We start from the raw sequence: 17,665 nt of genomic DNA, 5'->3' as shown, positions 1-17,665 counted from the left end.
CATCCTGCCATGATCTACCGGTGGGGCTGGCGTCGAGGCAGGCCAATTGCGTCGCACATCACATTGATGACGTCCTCGGCGCGCCCTGTTGCGCCGGGTCCGCCGGCCGCGGTGAACAGCCGTACCTGCTCGGCAGCCTGATAGAGCAGCATCTCGATGCCGGCCACCACGGTCCCGCCGCCCGCCGCCCAGGCTGCGGCGAGGGCGCTGGGCCAGGGGTCGTAGGCGACGTCGAGCAGGAAGCGCCCGGCCGTCCCGGCGGCATCGCCGAGCTCGCGGGCCAGGGCGTCGGCTCCGTGCGGCGGCAGGGTGGAAATGACGACGTCGTAGCCGGGGAGTGCGGGCGCGGCCGCCGTGAAGGGCGCCAGGCGGGAGGCGACGCCCAGCTGCCGGGCCACCTCCTGCGTGCCGGCCGCCCTGCCGGGGTCCCGGACATACACGTCGATGGCCGCGGCCTCGAGCTCGGCCAGGGCGGCCACAGCGGAGACGGCCGTGCCGCCGCCGCCCAGGACGGCCGCGCGGGGCCGCTCCCCCGCGCCGGCGTGACGCAGCGCCTGGACAATGCCGGCGACGTCGGTGTTCGCGCCCACCAGCTTAAGGCCGCCGTCGGCCAACCGGGTGACGGCCACGGTGTTCACGGCCCCCAGCACCCGCGCGACGGGCGTGAGCTCGTCGAGCAACGGCACGACCGCGTTCTTCAGGGGCATGGTGACCGAGAGGCCGTACCAGTCGCCGTCGGAGCGGACTCGCCCGATGAATCCCGCCAACTCGGGCACGGTGACGTCCAGGGCCGCGTAGGAGTAGTTCAGGCCGAGCAGGCCGTACGCGGCCCGGTGCAGCGCCGGCGACCTTGAATGGCCGATCGGGTGTCCCAGGACGGCGCCGCGCAACGCAGGGGAACCCGCCGTGGCGCCGGGCAGCGGCCCGGTCCCCGCGGGGACGGGTGGAAGAGCGGGCATTTACTTGCATTCCCCCGGGTTGGCGTCGCACCAGGCCGTGTACTTGGCCACGTTCTTCAGGTGCTCGGCATAGGTGGTGGCGTACAGAGTCTCGCCGCTCTTGAGGTTGACGGTGACCCAGAAGTAGTACGGGTTCCCGTCCGGATGGGCGGCGGCCTCGATCGCCTTGGCGCCCGGGGACCCGATCGGGCCGACCGGCAGGCCGCGGTTGGCGAAGGTGTTGTACGGATTGGACTTGTCCGCCTTTTGGGCGTCGGTGATGTTGTAGGTCTTGATGCCCAGCCCGTAGGCGACGGTGGCGTCGGATTCCAGCCGGCCCCCGGTTTCACCGTTGGGGTTGTTGATGCGGTTCTCAATGGCACCGGAGATCTTTGCGTAGTTCGCGGCATTGCCCTCGAACTCGATGATGCTTCCGATCGTGAGGATCCGGTACTGCTCGGCGGGGTCGGTGACCTCGGCGGCGGCAAGGTTTTTCTTGGTGGCCTCAACCATTTGCTTCAAGATGGCCTGGGCGTCCAGTTCGACCGGGAAGCGGTACTCCCCCGGTGCCAGGTAGCCCTCAAGGTTCTTGGCGGCCGGCGGGAGGCCGAACAGGGCGGGCTGCTTGGCCAGCCGTTCAAAGTCGGCCTTGTCAAAGCCGGTGCTCTTGGCCAAAACGGCCAGGGTTTCGCCTAATCGGAGGTTTTGGGCGACGGCGGCGTAGTGCACCTTGGCGGCGTCTGCGGCGAGTAGGACGGTGACGGCGTCTGCGGCCTTCATTTGCTTGCGCATCGCGAAGGAGCCCGGCTGCAGCGAACCGGTGCCGTTGGCGGCGGAAAGGGCGTCCAGGAAGGCCTGCTCGCTGGCGACGACATCGCTGGTCTTCAGTTCCGCGGCCACGGTGCGTCCGGTCGCCCCGTCCGGGATGACGATCTGCACGGAACCGGTGCCCGGCCCGGGGTAGTCGGCGGCGCTGAGCCCGCCCAGCATGGGCCGGATGGTCTGGACAACAAAGAACACCACGCAGGCAAACAGGGCCACCACCACGAAGAAGACGACGGTGCGCCGGCGCTTGCGCACCCGTTTGGACACCCGGGTGCTGCGCCGGGACGGCAGCGGGGCGGGTTCCTCATGCCCCTCGGGGGCGAACTGCTCCGCCCACAGGACCTCGTCGGCGTGCTCGCTGGCCGGCAGGGGGGCCTTGGGGTTCTCCCGGGACAACCCGTTCACAGGTCCCTCTCCCGGCCGGAACCAGCGGAACCGGCGGATGGTGCGCTGTCATTGCTGGTGATGGCGGAATCCTCTTCTTCTCCAACGGCGCCGGCTGTCCCCACTGCGCCCGGCCGAGGCGGCTTGACCAATTCCCCGACGTTGGTGTTCCGTGCTTTTTGCATGTCCACAGCGTGTTGCAGGATGCCCACTGCGGCTACTTGATCTACCACCTTACGATGTTCACGGCTGTTCATGCCAGCCGCGTGCAGGGCGTGGTGGGCGCTGACGGTGGTCAACCGCTCGTCAACGAGCCGCACGGGGACGTCCAGCCCGCCCGCCTGGAGGGCCGCCGCGAGCAGTGCCGCGTAGCTGCGGGCCATCTCCGCCGACGTCTTTTCCGCGCCCTTGAGTGTTCGGGGCAGCCCGACGAAGATCTCCACCGCGGCCCGCTCGGCGGCCTCGCGGACCACCACGCGAATGTCCGAGTTTCTTTTGGCGTCGCGGGAGAGGGTCTTGACCGGGGTGGCCAGTATCCCGTCCGGGTCGCACACGGCCAGGCCGACGCGGACCAGGCCCACGTCCACGCCCAGCTTGACGCCGTGAGGATAGCTGTGCTGCGCCACGCCCGGGGACCTAGCGGTTCGTGACGGCGTCGGTGACGGCGGCCAGGGCGGCCGGGATGGCCGTCACATCGGTTCCGCCGCCCTGGGCGACGTCGGGCTTGCCGCCGCCGCCGCCGCCGAGGATTCCGGCGGCCAGCTTGACCAGCACACCGGCCTTGACGCCGGCGTCGCGGGCGCCTTCGTTGGTGGCGACCAGGATCACGGGGCGGTCGTTGCCGGTGCCGGCGACGGCCACCACGGCCGGGGTCGAGCCGAGGCGCTGTCGCAGGTCCAGGGCCAGGGCGCGCAGGTCATCGGGGCCGGAGACGCGGCCGGCGTCATGGGCAATCACCTTGATCCCGTTGGCGTCCACGGCGGTGCCGGCGAGGTTGCCGGCGGCGGCGCTGAGCTGGTCCTTGCGCAGGCGTTCAAGCTCCTTCTCCGCCAACTTCAGCTTCGCCAAGGTGGCGGCCACCCGCTCCTGGAGCAGATTTGCGGGCACTTTGAGCGTGTCGGTCAGCGAGCTGACCAGGGCGCGCTCGGCGGCCAGGTGGCGGAAGGCGTCCATGCCCACGAACGCCTCCACGCGCCGGTTGCCGGAACCCACGGACTGCTCCCCGAGCAGGGTCAGGGACCCGATCCGGGAGGTGCTTTCCACATGGGTGCCCCCGCACAGCTCGCGCGACCAGGCGCCGTCGATCTCCACGACGCGTACTTCCCGGCCGTAGTTTTCGCCGAACAGCGCGGTGGCGCCGAGCTTCTTGGCGGCGTCCAGGGCCATCACCGTGGTCTGGACGCGGAAGTTGTTGCGGATGGCGATGTTGGAGACCTCCTCGATCTCCGAACGGGTGGCGGTGCTCAGGCCCTCACCCCAGGAAAAGTCAAAGCGCAGGTAGCCGGCCTTGTTGAAGGAGCCGCGCTGGAGCGCCTCCGGGCCCAGGATCTGGTGCAGGGCCGCGTGCACAATGTGCGTGCCGGTGTGGGCCTGTTCGGCGGCGTGCCGGCGTTCCCGGTCGACGGCGGCGTGCACCAGGGCGTCGGTGGGCAGTTCGCCCTCGCGCACGATCGCCTTGTGCACGCTCAGGCCCTTGACGGGCCGTTGCACGTCCAGGACCTCGACGACGAAGCCGTCGCCGGTGATCAGGCCGGTGTCGGCGGCCTGCCCGCCCGCCTCGGCGTAGAACGGGGTTTCGGCGAGGATGAGGGAGACCTCGTCGCCGGTGGAGGCGTGGGCGACGGCGGCGCCGTCGGCGAGGATCGCCCGGACCCGGGACTGGCCGTCGAGCTCCGTGTAGCCGGTGAAGACGGTCTCGCCCTGGGCCAGCAGCTCGTGAAAGACGCTGAGGTCGGCGTGTCCGCTCTTCTTGGCGCGGGAGTCCTTCTGGGCGCGCTGGCGCTGTTCGAGCATGAGCGCGCGGAACCCGGCCTCATCGACGGCCAGCCCGGCCTCGGCGGCCATTTCCAGGGTCAGGTCGATCGGGAAGCCGTAAGTGTCGTGCAGGGCAAACGCCTCGGCGCCGGAGAGCGGCGTGTTGGCCGCCTTGGACTCCTTCACGGCGTCCTCGAGCCGGGCGGTGCCGCTGGCGATGGTGCGCAGGAAGGAGCGTTCCTCCGCGTAGGCGATGCGCCCGATCCGGGCAAAGTCGGTCTCGACGATCGGGTAGGCGCCCTTCATGGCGTCCCGGGAGACGGGCATCAGCTCGGGCAGGCAGGCCTGCTCGACGCCGAGCAGGCGCATGGCGCGCACGGCACGGCGGATCAACCGGCGCAGCACATAGCCGCGGCCCTCGTTGGAGGGGGTGACGCCGTCGGAAATCAGCATCAGGGCCGAGCGGATGTGGTCGGCCACGACGCGCAGGCGCACATCGTCCACGTGGTGGGGGTCCGCGGGATCCTCCGTGGAGGTGTATTCCTTGCCGGCCAGTGCGGCGGCCTTGTCCAGGACGGGGCGGACCTGGTCGGTTTCGTACATGTTCTCGACGCCCTGGAGGATCATCGCCAGGCGCTCCAGGCCCAGGCCGGTGTCGATGTTCTTGTTCGGCAGTTCGCCCACGACGTCAAACTCGGTCTTCGAGGTGACGTTGTCGATCTGGTACTGCATGAAGACCAGGTTCCAGATTTCAATGTAGCGGGTCTCATCCGCCGCCGGTCCCCCGTCCACGCCGTATGCGGGGCCGCGGTCGTAGAAGATTTCCGAGCAGGGGCCGGCGGGGCCGGGCTGGCCGGTGGACCAGTAGTTGTCCCTCTTGTCAAACTTTTGGATCCGCTCGGCGGGCAGGCCGATCTTGTCCCGCCAGATCGCCAGCGCTTCCTCGTCCTCCTCGTACACGGTGACCCACAGCCGGTCGACGGGCAGACCGAAGCCGCCCTGGTCCACGGGGGTGGTCAGCAGTTCCCACGCGTAGGGGATGGCGGTTTCCTTGAAGTAGTCGCCAAAGGAGAAGTTCCCGCACATTTGGAAAAATGTGCCGTGCCTGACGGTCTTGCCGACCTCGTCGATGTCACCGGTGCGGATGCATTTTTGCACGCTCGTGGCGGTCTTGTACGGGGGCACTTCGCGGGCGGTCAGGTAGGGGATGAACGGCACCATGCCGGCCACCGTGAACAGCAGGGAGGGGTCGGAGGACACCAGGGATGCGGACGGCACGGGGGTGTGGCCCTTGCCGGCGAAAAAATCGACCCAGCGGCGTGCGATCTCATGTGACTTCATGAACCTGGTGGCTCCTTCGTAGTTCCAAAAAATGTGGTGAAATTAGTGCCGTGGCCCGACGGGGCGCTCCGGGTCCAGGCCCAGGGCGGCGCGCAGCTCGGTCTCCCGCTGGTCCATGCCGGAGCGGAGGGCGCCGGCGAAGTCGTGGACGGCGTCGGAGGCCCGCCCCACGGCCCGGTTGAGGCCCTCCGGGCCCAGGGCGCCCTTGGCGGCGGCCAGCTTGCGCGCGGCCACCACGCCGAGGGTGATGCCGACGCCCAGCCAAAAAATCTTCTTCATCGTAAGTTTCTCTCCAACACCTGTGAATTGTCATGCCCTCAGCCGGGGAAGTGGGCGGCTGCCGGTAGGGATGCTAGCGGCTGCGCCGGGCCCGGACGGGTTTGTTGCGGCCGCTCAGGGCCTCGCGCACGCCGTAGGAGAACGCGGCAATCTTGATCAGTGGCGAGCCGATGGTGGCGGCGACCAGCGATGACAGGGCCGAGATATTGGCGGTGGCGTCGGAGATGTTGTTGGAAATCCCGTCCACCTTGGTCAGTTGCGTGTTGGTGGTGGCAACCGTGGCCGTGACCTCATCGATCAGGGGCGTGGTGCCCTCGCCGATCGACTTGATGGTCACCCGGATCTCGTCAAAGACTTTTCCGAGCTTGAAAATTGGCACCGCGAGCAGCGCAACCAGCACGGCGAACACTCCCGCCGCGATCAGTCCTGCAATGTCTCCGCCAGTCATGGAGGGCCGCCTCATTTCCACGTCGCTGTTTGTGTCCCCTTGGTACCTTACCCACAAAGCAGCCCGCGGCGCGTGCCGCGGGCTGCTTTGCAGGTCTGCGGCCGGAGCGATCCGGCCGCACTCATGCCGGAATTCTTAGCGTGAGTAGAATTCGACGACCAGCTGCTCTTCACAGGTTACGGGAACCTCGGCGCGCTTGGGCTTGCGGACCAGGCGGGCCTGCAGGCTCTCCAGCTTCACATCCAGGTAGGCCGGGACGGCGGGGAGCACGTCGCGGTGAGCGCCGGCTGCAGCTACCTGCAACGGGGCCATGGTCTGGCTGCGCGGGTGCACGTGGATCAGCTGACCCTCGGCAACGCGGAACGACGGACGGTCCACGCGGGCGCCGTCGACCATGATGTGGCGGTGCACAACCAGCTGGCGGGCCTGGGCGGTGGTGCGGGCGAAGCCGGCACGCAGGACCAGGGCATCCAAGCGGGTTTCCAGGATCTCGACCAGGTTCTCACCGGTCATGCCCTTGGTGTGCTTGGCTTCCTCGAAGGCACGGGTCATCTGTGCCTCGCGGATGCCGTACTGGGCGCGCAGACGCTGCTTTTCACGCAGACGAACCGCGTAGTCGCTGTCCTGCTTCTTGCGGGCGCGGCCGTGCTCACCGGGGCCGTACGGACGGCGCTCGAGGTACTTGGCTGCCTTCGGAGTCAGAGCAATGCCGAGGGCCCGCGAAAGGCGGGCCTGCCGGCGGGCACGTGTGTTGTTAGCCACTTGTGTCCTTCCAATATTTGCAATAATTAGTGTCCTGGCCTCCATTGTGGAGAGTTGGGGCTATTGCCGCCCATCGCTACAGCACCTGGGCATGCCCGCCGCGGAGAAAACGCACGTGTCCCCGCACGAGGTGCGAAGTCAAACGGATTCTTCCGGTGGTGGTGGGCATGGAGCCAAGGCTTGCCAGTGCGCCATCAACTCTACCACCTGCCCCGCGAGCGGCCCGACCTACCGGCCCGACGCCGGAGACCCCGTACTGGCGCCCGTGCCGGCGCCCGTACTGGCCCCCGTCCCTCGGATGATGGCGCGCAGCCGCTCCAGGCGCACCACCAGGTCCCGTTCCAGTCCGTTGGCCGTCGGTTCGTAGTAATTGCGCCCCACCAGGTCGTCCGGCGGGTACTGCTGGGTGGCGACCGAGTGCGGCGAGTCGTGCGAGTAGATATAGCCCCTGCCGTGCCCCAGCGCGGCCGAGCCCGCATAGTGGGCGTCGCGCAGCGGCACCGGCACCATGGTCCCCCGGCCCGCCCGGATGTCGGCGATGGCGGCGTTGATGCCGTTGTAGGCCGCGTTGGACTTCGGCGCCGTGGCCACATGCACCACGGCCTCGGCCAGCACGATGCGGGCCTCGGGCATGCCGATCAAGGCCACCGCCTGGGCCGCGGCCACCGCGGTTTGCAACGCGGTGGGGTCGGCCATCCCCACATCCTCGGCGGCCGAGATCATGATCCGCCGGCTGATGAAGCGCGGGTCCTCCCCTGCCTCGAGCATCCTTGCCAGGTAGTGCAGGGAGGCATCGACATCCGATCCCCGGATTGACTTGATGAACGCGCTGATGACGTCGTAGTGCTGGTCCCCGGCACGGTCGTAGCGGACGGCCGCGGCGTCGATGGCGCGTTCGGCAATGCCGAGGTCCACCGTCACCGGCCCGTCGTCGGCCCCGTTTGTGGAGGCCATCTCGGAGAGCGCCACCCCGGCCGCCGCCTCCAGCGTGGTCAGGGCCCGGCGGGCGTCGCCGCCGGCCAGCCGGACCAGGTGGTCCAGGGCCTCGTCGGTGAGCGTGACCAGCCCGTCCAGCCCGCGCGGGTCGGTGACCGCGCGCACCACCAGCCCGCGGATGTCCGCGCTCGTCAACGGCTTGAGTGTGAGCAGGATGGAGCGCGAGAGCAGCGGGGAGACCACTGAGAACGACGGGTTTTCGGTGGTCGCGGCAATCAGCACCACCCACCGGTTCTCCACCCCGGGCAGCAGCGCGTCCTGCTGGGCCTTGTTGAAGCGGTGGATCTCATCGAGGAACAGCACCGTGGTGCGCCCGTGCAGGTCCCGGTCGGTGAGGGCCTGGTCCATGACCCGGCGCACGTCCTTGACCCCGGCCGTGATGGCGGAGAGCTCGACGAATTTCCGGCCCGGACCGCGCGCGATCACATGGGCCAGGGTGGTCTTCCCGGTCCCGGGCGGTCCCCACAGCATGACGGAGGCCGGTCCCGCCGGGCCGCCGGAGGTCCCGCCGCCGGCCAACAGCTGCAGCGGCGAGCCGGGCCCGAGCAGATGTGCCTGCCCCACCACCTCCTCGAGGGTGCGCGGGCGCATCCGCACGGCCAGCGGGCTGCGCGGGCGCGAGGACTTCCCTGCCGTGCCGCCGCCAAAGCCCAGCCGGCCCGCGCCGTCGTCCGCCACGTCGGAGGCACTGTCAAAGGCGCTATCGGAGGCACTATCAAAGCCGGTGTCGGAGGCACTATCAAAGCCGGTGTCGGAGTCACTGTCAAAGGCGCTGTCAAAGAGGTCGCTCACCCCTCTAGGCTAGCCGGTACGCTTGCAGGCGTGACTGCCCCGACCCGCACCGCCCTTGTCCCCGCCGTCCGCCTGCACGGCTGGGTCGATCGCCTCTCCGCCGCGCACCAGGGTCTGGACGCCGTCCAGGACACGGACGACGGCGTGGTGTTGCGCCTGCGCGACGGTGCGGTGGCCCGCATCTCCCCGCCCTGGTCCGACGACGGCCGGCCGGGGCGCGGCGCGGACCTGCTGGAACGGCTGGTGTCCCTGGCCTCCCAGGAACGGTCGCTGGGCCTGGTGCTGGTGCGGCGCGGCGGCTACGCCGTGGGCGCGGCGGTGGGGGGAACGCTGCTGGCCCACAAGTGCGGCACGAAGTATGTGCAGTCGCGGACGGCGGCGGGCGGCCAGTCGCAGCACCGGTTTGCCCGGCGGCGCGTCAACCAGGCCGAGGCCCTGGTGGTCAAGGCCGCCGAGGAGGCGGCGCGGATCTTTGCCGGACACGGCTTTGAATACTTGGCCACGGGCGGCGACAAGGCCCTCATCGACGCGGTGCTGGCCGAGCCCGCCCTGCGCCGGTACGCCGCCCTGCCCCGGCTCGCCCCGCTGCCCGTGACCGACCCGAACATGGCCGTGCTGACCCGGGCCGCGGCGGACTTTTGCGCCCTCCGCATCCACGTCACCGACGCCCCGCCGTCGAAGTAGCCGGTCCGCACCGAAACTCGCCCACATCCGGGCGWKTTTCGGTGCGGACCGGCTACCTCGGCGCGGCTACTTGGTGTCCACCTCGGGCTTGAAGTCCACGCCGGCCTCCTTGCGCTGCTGCGCCGTGATCGGAGCGGGGGCCGCGGTCAAGGGATCGTAGCCGCCGCCGGACTTCGGGAACGCGATGACGTCGCGAATGGAGTCGACGCCGGCGAGCAGGGACACGGCCCGGTCCCAGCCAATGGCGATTCCCCCATGCGGCGGGGCGCCGAACTTGAACCCCTCCAGCAGGAAGCCGAACTTGGTCTGCGCGGCGGCCTTGTCCAGGCCCATGAGCTCGAACACCCGCTCCTGAACGTCGCGGCGGTGGATACGGATGGACCCGCCGCCGATCTCGTTGCCGTTGCACACGATGTCGTAGGCGTAGGACAGCGCGTTTTCCGGGTCGGTGTCGAAGGTGTCCATGAACTCGGGCTTGGGAGAGGTGAAGGCGTGGTGCACGGCGGTCCACTGGCCGCTGCCGACGGCGACGTCGCCCGAGGCTACGGCCTCCGAGGCCGGCTCAAACATCGGCGCGTCCACGATCCACACAAAGGCCCAGTCAGACGGGTCGATCAGGCCGGTGCGGTGGCCGATCTCCACGCGGGCGGCGCCGAGCAGGGCCCGGGCCGGGGACTGGTCGCCGGCCGCGAAGAAGATGCAGTCCCCGGGCGTGGCCCCGACGGCAGCGGCCAGCCCGGCCCGCTCGGTGTCGGTGAGGTTCTTGGCCACGGGGCCGCTCAGTTCCCCGTCCTCCTTGAACAGGACGTAGGCCAGGCCCCTGGCGCCGCGCTGCTTGGCCCATTCCTGCCAGGCGTCGAGCTGGCGGCGGGGCTGCGAGGCCCCGCCCGGCATGACCACGGCCCCCACGTAGGGGGCCTTGAACACGCCGAAGTTGGTGTCCTTGAAGAATTCGGTGAGGTCGCTCAGTTCCAGGCCAAAGCGCAGGTCCGGCTTGTCCGAGCCGTAGCGCTCCATCGCGTCCCGGTACGTCATGCGCCGGATCGGCAGCGGGATCTGCACGTCGATGAGCTTCCACAGCGCGGAAACAACCTTCTCGCCCAGGGCGATGATGTCGTCCTGGTCGACAAACGACGCCTCGATGTCCAGCTGGGTGAACTCGGGCTGGCGGTCGGCGCGGAAGTCCTCGTCCCGGTAGCAGCGGGCGATCTGGTAATACTTTTCAAACCCGCCAACCTGCAGCAGCTGCTTGAACAGCTGGGGCGACTGCGGCAGTGCATACCAGGAACCGGGCGCCAGGCGGGCCGGCACCAGAAAGTCGCGGGCGCCTTCGGGCGTGGAGCGCGTGAGCGTCGGAGTCTCGATCTCGATGTAGCCCTCGTCGTGCAGCAGCTCCCGGGCCACGCGGTTGGCCTCGGAGCGCAGGCGCAGATTGCGCTGCATGGCCGGCCGGCGCAGGTCCAGGTAGCGGTGCTTCAGGCGCGCCTCCTCCCCCACCTCCACGTGTTCGTCGAGCTGGAACGGCAGGGGCGCCGCCTCGTTGAGCACGACGACGTCCTCGGCCATCACCTCGATCTCGCCGGTGGCGAGCTGCGGGTTTTCATTGCCCTCGGGGCGCCGCGAGACCGTCCCGGTGATTTGCAGGACGTATTCATTGCGCAGGGAGTGGAAGACCTTTTCCTCGCGCACCACCACCTGGGCCACTCCCGAGGCGTCGCGCAGGTCCAGGAAGGCCACGCCGCCATGGTCCCGGCGGCGGGCGACCCACCCCGACAGGGTCACGGTTTGTCCGATGTGCGAAGCCCGCAGGGAGCCCAGGTCATGTGTGCGCAGCACAGCATTCCTTTCAATGGAGGGGACGGCCCAGATCAAGGCCGAAAGAGACTTTGTAACGAGTTTACCGGCGAAGGAGCCGGTTCAGCGCCCGGCAATGATGGCCGGCTTGAGGTCCACGGCCGGCGGCATCCAGGCGGCGGGGTCGGCGGGGACCTGCTCGCCGCTGCGGATGTCCTTGACCTGGTGGGCGCCGTCGGCGTCGGTGAACCAGACGTAGGGGATGCCGCGGCGGTCGGCGTATTTGATCTGCTTGCCGAATTTCTCCGCCTTGGCGGCCACTTCCGTGGAGATTCCCCGGGCCCGCAGGGCCGCGGCGACTTCCTGCGCGGCGCTCCAGCTGTCATCATCGGCCAGCGTGACCAGGACGGCGGTGGGCACGCTGCGGGAGGCGGAGGCGAACTCCTGGCTGAGGATCCGGGACACCAGGCGGGTCACACCGATGGACAGCCCGACGCCGGGGAACTTGCGGTTGCCCTTGGACGCGAGGGCGTCGTAGCGGCCGCCGGAGCAGATCGAGCCGAGGGACTCGTGGCCCACCAGCACCGTCTCGTACACGGTGCCGGTGTAGTAGTCCAGGCCGCGGGCGATCGAAAGGTCCGCCACGACGGAGCCGGGGGCGCGCTGGACGGCGGCGGCAATGACCTGTTCGAGCTCGTTCAGGCCCTCTTCCATCAGCTCGTCACTCACGCCCAGGGCGCGCACGGCGGCCACAAAGGAGGTGTCCTCGGTGCGGATGGAGGCCAGGGCCAGGGCCTTGGCGGCCTGGTCATCGGTGGCGCCGAGCTCGGACTTGAGCAGCTGCGCCACGGCGGCGGCGCCGATCTTCTCGAGCTTGTCGATGCTGCGCAGCACCCCGGCGGTGTCACTCAGGCCGATGCCGCGGTAGAAGCCCTCGGCGAGCTTGCGGTTATTAATGCGCAGCTTGAAGGCCGGGATGGGAAGCGCGGAAAGGGCCTCGGCAATCACCAGCGCAAGTTCCACGTCGTAGCGGAAGGGCAGTTCGCCGTCGGCCACCACATCGATGTCCGCCTGGGTGAACTCCCGGGCGCGGCCCTCCTGCGGGCGCTCCCCGCGCCAGACCTTTTGGATTTGATAGCGGCGGAACGGGAAGGCCAGGTAGCCGGCGTTTTCCACCACGTAACGGGCGAACGGCACGGTCAGGTCAAAGTGCAGGGCCAGCTGGTGGGGGTCCTCCTTGCCGGCGGCCGCGGCGGCATTGCCGTCATCGTCCTGCAGGCGGGAGAGCGCGTACACTTCCTTGTCGATCTCACCCTTGCGCAACAGCTGGCCGACGGTCTCCACCGCCCGGGTCTCCACCGAGCCGAAGCCGTGGAGCTCAAAGATGCGGCGCAGGGTGTCCACCACATGCTGCTCCACCAGCCGCTCCTGAGGTAGCCACTCGGGGAAACCTGACAGGGAGGCGTTGCGTGCCATGGATGGAGATCTCCTCTGGATGCGGTGCCACACGGACGGCGCGCGGGCCGCGCCGGAGCGCACGGGTACGTAAGGTGTTCGGTGCGGACTGCCTCAATGACGCGTCCGGGAAGCGGATACATGGGTAAACTTAGCTCCCGGCAGCCATTTTATAAGGTTTGGCGGGCCATCCCTAACTTGCCCCCGGCGCCTGCGTTGCGCGGGAGCCCAGCGCAGTGAAACCGAAGGAGAGGCACCGTTGACCACCAGCAAGAAGACGGACCGCGAGTCAAAGGCACGCAGAGCCCGGATGGAGGCCAACGTGGCGCTGCACCAGGCCACGGTCAGCCGCCGCAAGCGTGACAACATCATCGCCGCGGCCGCCATGGCCGCCGCCATCATCGTTGCCGTGGTGCTGGCCCTGACGGTCTTCGCCGGGCCCAAGGACACCACGGCCGCCCCCAACGCCACCGCCTCCGCCACCGCCTCGCCGACGCAGGGCAACAGCCCGGCGGTACCCAACGCCGACACCGCGCGCGGCAAGACCTTCACCGGCACCCTGAGCCTGAACGGCAAGCCGATGGGCGTGTCCCTGGACGGCACCAAGGCCCCCCAGGCCGCCGCCGTGTTCAAGTCGCTGGCCGACTCCAAGTTCTTCACCGGCAAGACCTGCCACCGCCTGACCGACGCCACGGACTTCGGCGTCTTGCAGTGCGGCTCCCTCAATGGTGACGGCCAGGGCGACCCCAACTACCAGTGGGGTCCGGTGGAGAACACGCCCGCGGACGGCCGGTACCCCGCCGGCACCATCGCCGTCGCCCGCGCCGCCAGCACCTACAGCAACGGCACCCAGTTCTTTATTGTCTACAAGGACACCGTCCTGCCGCAGACCACCGGCGGGTACACGATCCTCGGGAAGGTCACCAGCGGCCTGGACGTGGTCGCCGGGATCGCCAAGGCCGGGATCACCCCGGGCGCCAATGGGGCCGGTGACGGTGCCCCCACGACGAAGGTGACGATAGACTCGTTTACGCTGAAGTAAATGAACAGGGCCGTGAATTCCCTGGCGACCGCGCTTCCCCAGGCGGCACCGCGGCAGTACCCGGCCACATCGAACAAGCAGGACTTGCCCGATATCCATCAAGCGAAAGACTTTTAGCGGTGACACACAGTCAACAATCCGACGAAACAACGGCCGTCCCGACTGAGCAGGTTGTCCCTGAGCAGGACATCCCTGAGCAGGTTGTCCCTGAGCAGGACATCCCTGAGCAGGCCGTAGCCGAGGAGCCGTCGACGCCGGACTCCCCCGACACGCCGTCGGCCCCGGCCGAGGCGGCGCCGGCCGAAGAGCCCCCGGCCGCGGCGACTTCAGCCAGCCCGGCCCCGGCCGCGCCCGCGAGCCCGGTCCCCTCGCCGGCAGCGTTTGCCGCCCGGCCCAAGGCCCCGGCACCGGCGGCCACTCCCGCCCCGGCGGCACCGGCCGCGGCGGCCCCGGCCGTGAACCTTATCGAGGCTGCAAAGTTCGGCCGGGCCGAGGAAGACGGCCACGTCTTCCTGCTCCTGGACGGTGAGGAGTTCCCGGTGGGCCAGTACCCGGGGGCCAGCACGGAGGAGGCCCTGGCCTACTTTGCGCGCAAGTTTGAGGACCTCACCGCGCAAATCACCTTGCTGGAGCAGCGCGTGGACGCGAAGGCCGCCACGACCGACATGACCAAGACGGTCGATCACCTGCGCGAGCAACTCGGAGAGCGGAACGCCGTTGGCGACGTCAACGCCGCGGTGGCCCGCCTGGATGCGCTCGTAGGCCGGATCAAGGAGCTGCAGGTCGCCGAACGCGCCGCGCACGACGCCGCCCGCACCACCGAACTGGCCGCCCGCGAGGCCATTGTGGCCGAGGCCGAGGCCATTGCCGGCGGTGACCCGGCCACCATTCAGTGGAAGGTCAGCAGCGCCCGCATGAACGAACTCTTTGAGTCGTGGAAGCTGGCGCAGAAAACCGGCATGCGCCTGGGCCGGGCCACGGAAGAGTCGCTGTGGAAGCGTTTCCGCAGCGCACGGACCATCTTTGACCGCCACCGCCGCGCGTACTTCTCCCAGCTGGATAACAACAACGCGACGGCGAAGAGCGCCAAGCAGGCCCTGATCGCGGCCGCCGAGGAGCTCTCCAGCTCCACCGAGTGGGGCTATGCGGCCGGCGAGTACCGCCGCCTGATGGATGAGTGGAAGGCGTCCCCGCGCGCCAGCCGCAAGGATGACGACGCACTGTGGAACCGGTTCCGCGCCGCCCAGGACAAGTTCTTCACCGCCCGCCAGGCCGCGAACAACGCCCTCGACGACGAATTTGGCGCGAACCTGGTGGTCAAGGAAGCCCTTCTCGTGGAAGCGGCGGCCCTGCTGCCCATTAAGGACCTGGCCGCCGCCAAGAAGGCGCTGCAGTCGATCCGGGACCGCTGGGAGGAAGCCGGCAAGGTGCCCCGCGCCGACATGCAACGCGTCGAGGCCGGGCTGCGCAAGGTCGAGGACGCCGTCCGCCAGGCCGAGGATGACAACTGGCGCCGCAGCGACCCCGAGGCCAAGGCCCGGACCAGCAGTGCGTTGAGCCAGCTGGAGGCCACGATCGCCGGGCTGAAGGAAGACCTGGCCGCCGCCGAGTCGGCCGGGGACGCCCGCAAGGTGGCCAAGGCCTCCGAGGCGCTGGCGGCCCGCGAGCTGTGGCTCGAGCAGGTCCAAAAGGCCGCGGAGGACTTCTCCTAGCCTCCCCTGTCAAGTTCGCTGGGCCGAAGGCCCCCGGGCCGGATTGTCCACAATCCGGCCCGGGGGCCTTTTACCTGACCCGAAAGAGGGCCACGCTGGACCCATGTCCTCTGTAGGAATCGACCCCGCCGCGGCGCTGGCGCGCGCCCCGGAGGTCCTGGTTCCAGGCGATGGCTTCACGCTGCCCGAACTTCACGCGATGCGGCTGGACGGTGTCCTGGCCCGAGTGTACGGACAGGCGTTCCGGCCCGTCAACACCCCTGAAACCCCCGGGCTGCGGGCCGCCGCGTTGGCCGCGGAGCTGCCGCCGGCACTGGCCAACCGGGCGGCCATCGGCCGGATGGCCGCGGCCTGGGTCTACGGCTGTGCCCCGCCGCCGCCACGCATCGCCCTGCTGGTCAGCAGCCGGCACCGTAGCACCGCTGCACCGCCCTTCAGCGGCTGTGCGGTGCATGAGGTGGCCCTTGACCCGCTGGACGTGCTCCGACTGGGCGGCGCACTGGTCAGCTAGACGATATGAGGTGGGGGTGGTTTGGGTTTGCTGCCCGTCCGGGGAGGCCATTGTCGCCGGGCGGTCCCGTGGCGCCGGCTTGATCATGGCGGGTGTCCGTCGTGTTGGAGGCGGCCCCGCGGGGCCTATGGCCCGGCGGGGATGGCCTTGTAGCCGGACGGGCAGGGACCGGGCTGCCGTTGGCGAGGGCCGGGGCCTTCTGTGTCACAGGGTCCGTGGGTTGCCAGTGAACAACCTCCTTGGCATTGCGGCCTTCGGAGCGTTGCATTGGTAGTGCCACATGTGAGTTTTGGGAGGTCCCGGCTATGTTTCAGCATACGTTTATTGGGTTGGATGTTCACGCAGTTTCTGTTGTGGGATGCGCGTTTAACCCTGACACCGGTGAGCTGGTGAAGATGGCCATGGACTCGGACCCGGCCATGGTCCTGGACTGGGTTCGCCGCTTCGAGCCACCGGTGAAGGCCGTGTACGAGTCGGGCCCAACCGGGTACGTGCTGGCACGGTACCTGCGCGAGGCCGGGATCGACTGCGTGGTCGCGGCGTCCTCGAAGCTGCTGCGGGCCCCGGGCGACAAGGTCAAAACGGACAAGCGCGACGCCCGTCTTTTGGCGGAGATGCTCGCCCTGGGCCAGGTCACCGAGGTCCGGGTCCCGACGCGGGAGCAGGAAGACTTGCGCGATTTGTCCCGGCTACGGGCCACGGCAGCCAAGAACCTGGCCCATGCCCGCCAGCACGTGAACGCGCTCCTGCTCCGCCACGGCATCCGCTACCCGGAAAAGACGAAATGGACCCAGGCCCACCAGGCATGGTTGCACCGCCAGCACTTCGACTCCGAGGTGCTGCAGTTCACCTATGACACCGACGTGGAGGAAGCCGAACTACTGGCCGCCCACCTCAAGCGCATCGACCAACGCGTCGCGGCGGTCGCCAAGGCCTGCCAGTACGCCCCGATCATCGAGGCGTTGATGTGCCTGCGCGGCATCCACGTCACGGGCGGGTTCGGGCTCGCCACCGAGATCGGGGACTGGACCCGGTTCACCGGATCCTCCATTGGCTCCTATGTCGGGCTCGTGCCCAGTGAACAGTCCTCGGGCCAATCCCGGCATCAGGGACCGATCACCAAGGCCGGCAGCAAGTACGCCCGCAAGTTATTGGTGGAGGCGGCGTGGCAACACCGGCGCCCCTATGCGCGGCCCGGGCTGCGCCTGCTGCGGCAGCTGGAACTGGTTGGCCCGGACACCCGGRTCCGCGCCCTGGAAGGCAACCACCGCCTCCCCCACAAGTGGGAAGTCTTCGACGCCCGCAAGAAACGCTCCGTGACAGCCAACACCGCGATCGCCCGGGAACTCGCCGGCTGGTGCTGGTCCCTGGCCGCACCCCTCCAGCGCAACGAGCACGAAGTCCGGGGACCCATGACCGCCGCGTGATAAACGTGCCTTCCGGGTAAGTGGTGGGCGTGGCGTGGCAGCACTTTGGGGCCAACTCGAGACGCAGCTATGAACAAGCGGCCCATTCCGCTGACGCTCGATGCTAGACAGCGATACGCCCCAGCCGAACAATCGTCATGCGGTACCCAACCCGCGCATATCAGCCTGACACTGCAGTCGAAAACAAGACTAGCCAGCACGACCACCACACCCGGACAGCACCCAAACCAGCGGCCCCCACCAGCAACGCTGGGAGCCGCACAACTATGCCCCTTGACAAACCTTCCTACATATCAGCTGC

The 17,665-nt window shown here is 69.0% G+C and carries 15 protein-coding genes; 5 read left to right on the top strand and 10 right to left on the bottom strand.

All coding sequences use genetic code 11. The features are described from left to right. Window positions 1–14: 14 nt before the first annotated feature. From AB4Y80_RS13715 to AB4Y80_RS13680, 8 genes are all read right to left on the bottom strand, one after another. Complete coding sequence (locus AB4Y80_RS13715) at window positions 15–959, bottom strand: shikimate dehydrogenase (RefSeq protein WP_442214863.1); 945 nt, start codon at window positions 957–959, stop codon at window positions 15–17. Next, window positions 960–2,168, bottom strand: a complete 1,209-nt coding sequence (gene mltG, locus AB4Y80_RS13710; RefSeq protein ID WP_442214861.1) for an endolytic transglycosylase MltG — start codon at window positions 2,166–2,168, stop codon at window positions 960–962. Next, the gene (gene ruvX, locus AB4Y80_RS13705; RefSeq protein WP_442214859.1) at window positions 2,165–2,773 is read right to left on the bottom strand and encodes a Holliday junction resolvase RuvX; all 609 of its coding nucleotides are present in this window, start codon (window positions 2,771–2,773) and stop codon (window positions 2,165–2,167) included. The genes mltG and ruvX overlap by 4 nt, the downstream gene beginning before the upstream one ends. Before the next feature lie 10 nt (window positions 2,774–2,783). After that, window positions 2,784–5,462: an alanine--tRNA ligase gene (gene alaS, locus AB4Y80_RS13700; RefSeq protein ID WP_442214858.1), complete on the bottom strand. Its 2,679-nt coding sequence runs from the start codon at window positions 5,460–5,462 to the stop codon at window positions 2,784–2,786. Between the two features lie 42 nt (window positions 5,463–5,504). Continuing rightward, window positions 5,505–5,741, bottom strand: coding sequence for a hypothetical protein (locus tag AB4Y80_RS13695; protein WP_442214856.1), 237 nt, complete (start codon window positions 5,739–5,741; stop codon window positions 5,505–5,507). A gap of 73 nt (window positions 5,742–5,814) precedes the next feature. Further along, window positions 5,815–6,189 (bottom strand): DUF948 domain-containing protein, encoded by a 375-nt coding sequence (locus AB4Y80_RS13690; protein ID WP_442214855.1) that lies wholly within the window; start codon window positions 6,187–6,189, stop codon window positions 5,815–5,817. A gap of 135 nt (window positions 6,190–6,324) precedes the next feature. Next, the gene (rpsD, locus tag AB4Y80_RS13685; protein WP_442214853.1) at window positions 6,325–6,951 is read right to left on the bottom strand and encodes a 30S ribosomal protein S4; all 627 of its coding nucleotides are present in this window, start codon (window positions 6,949–6,951) and stop codon (window positions 6,325–6,327) included. Between the two features lie 228 nt (window positions 6,952–7,179). Continuing rightward, window positions 7,180–8,739 (bottom strand): AAA family ATPase, encoded by a 1,560-nt coding sequence (locus tag AB4Y80_RS13680; RefSeq protein ID WP_442214851.1) that lies wholly within the window; start codon window positions 8,737–8,739, stop codon window positions 7,180–7,182. Window positions 8,740–8,769: 30 nt separating this feature from the next. Here AB4Y80_RS13680 and AB4Y80_RS13675 point away from each other — a divergent pair, with 30 nt between their 5' ends. After that, window positions 8,770–9,423: an acVLRF1 family peptidyl-tRNA hydrolase gene (locus AB4Y80_RS13675; RefSeq protein ID WP_442214849.1), complete on the top strand. Its 654-nt coding sequence runs from the start codon at window positions 8,770–8,772 to the stop codon at window positions 9,421–9,423. 66 nt (window positions 9,424–9,489) lie between these two features. Here the strand turns inward: AB4Y80_RS13675 and aspS are convergent, their stop codons facing one another. Next, entirely contained in the window at window positions 9,490–11,259 is a 1,770-nt protein-coding gene (gene aspS / locus AB4Y80_RS13670) for an aspartate--tRNA ligase (RefSeq protein ID WP_442214847.1), read from the bottom strand. An 81-nt stretch (window positions 11,260–11,340) separates the two neighbouring features. Continuing rightward, entirely contained in the window at window positions 11,341–12,693 is a 1,353-nt protein-coding gene (gene hisS / locus AB4Y80_RS13665) for a histidine--tRNA ligase (RefSeq protein WP_442214845.1), read from the bottom strand. A gap of 238 nt (window positions 12,694–12,931) precedes the next feature. Between hisS and AB4Y80_RS13660 the strand changes: the two genes are divergently transcribed. The 4 genes from AB4Y80_RS13660 (at window position 12,932) to AB4Y80_RS13645 (ending at window position 17,364) form a co-directional block, all read left to right on the top strand. Next, entirely contained in the window at window positions 12,932–13,714 is a 783-nt protein-coding gene (locus tag AB4Y80_RS13660; RefSeq protein WP_442214843.1) for a peptidylprolyl isomerase, read from the top strand. Window positions 13,715–13,833: 119 nt separating this feature from the next. Continuing rightward, window positions 13,834–15,426 carry a DUF349 domain-containing protein gene (locus AB4Y80_RS13655; RefSeq protein ID WP_442214841.1) on the top strand — a complete coding sequence of 531 codons (1,593 nt, stop codon included), beginning with the start codon at window positions 13,834–13,836 and terminating at the stop codon, window positions 15,424–15,426. Between the two features lie 103 nt (window positions 15,427–15,529). Beyond that, entirely contained in the window at window positions 15,530–15,937 is a 408-nt protein-coding gene (locus AB4Y80_RS13650; protein WP_442214840.1) for a hypothetical protein, read from the top strand. A gap of 305 nt (window positions 15,938–16,242) precedes the next feature. After that, complete coding sequence (locus AB4Y80_RS13645) at window positions 16,243–17,364, top strand: IS110 family transposase (protein WP_442214838.1); 1,122 nt, start codon at window positions 16,243–16,245, stop codon at window positions 17,362–17,364. Window positions 17,365–17,665: the final 301 nt, after the last annotated feature.

The organism is Specibacter sp. RAF43, from assembly GCF_052114065.1.
Taxonomy (GTDB): Bacteria; Actinomycetota; Actinomycetes; order Actinomycetales; family Micrococcaceae; genus Specibacter.
This window is presented reverse-complemented; position numbering and strand designations above follow the sequence as displayed.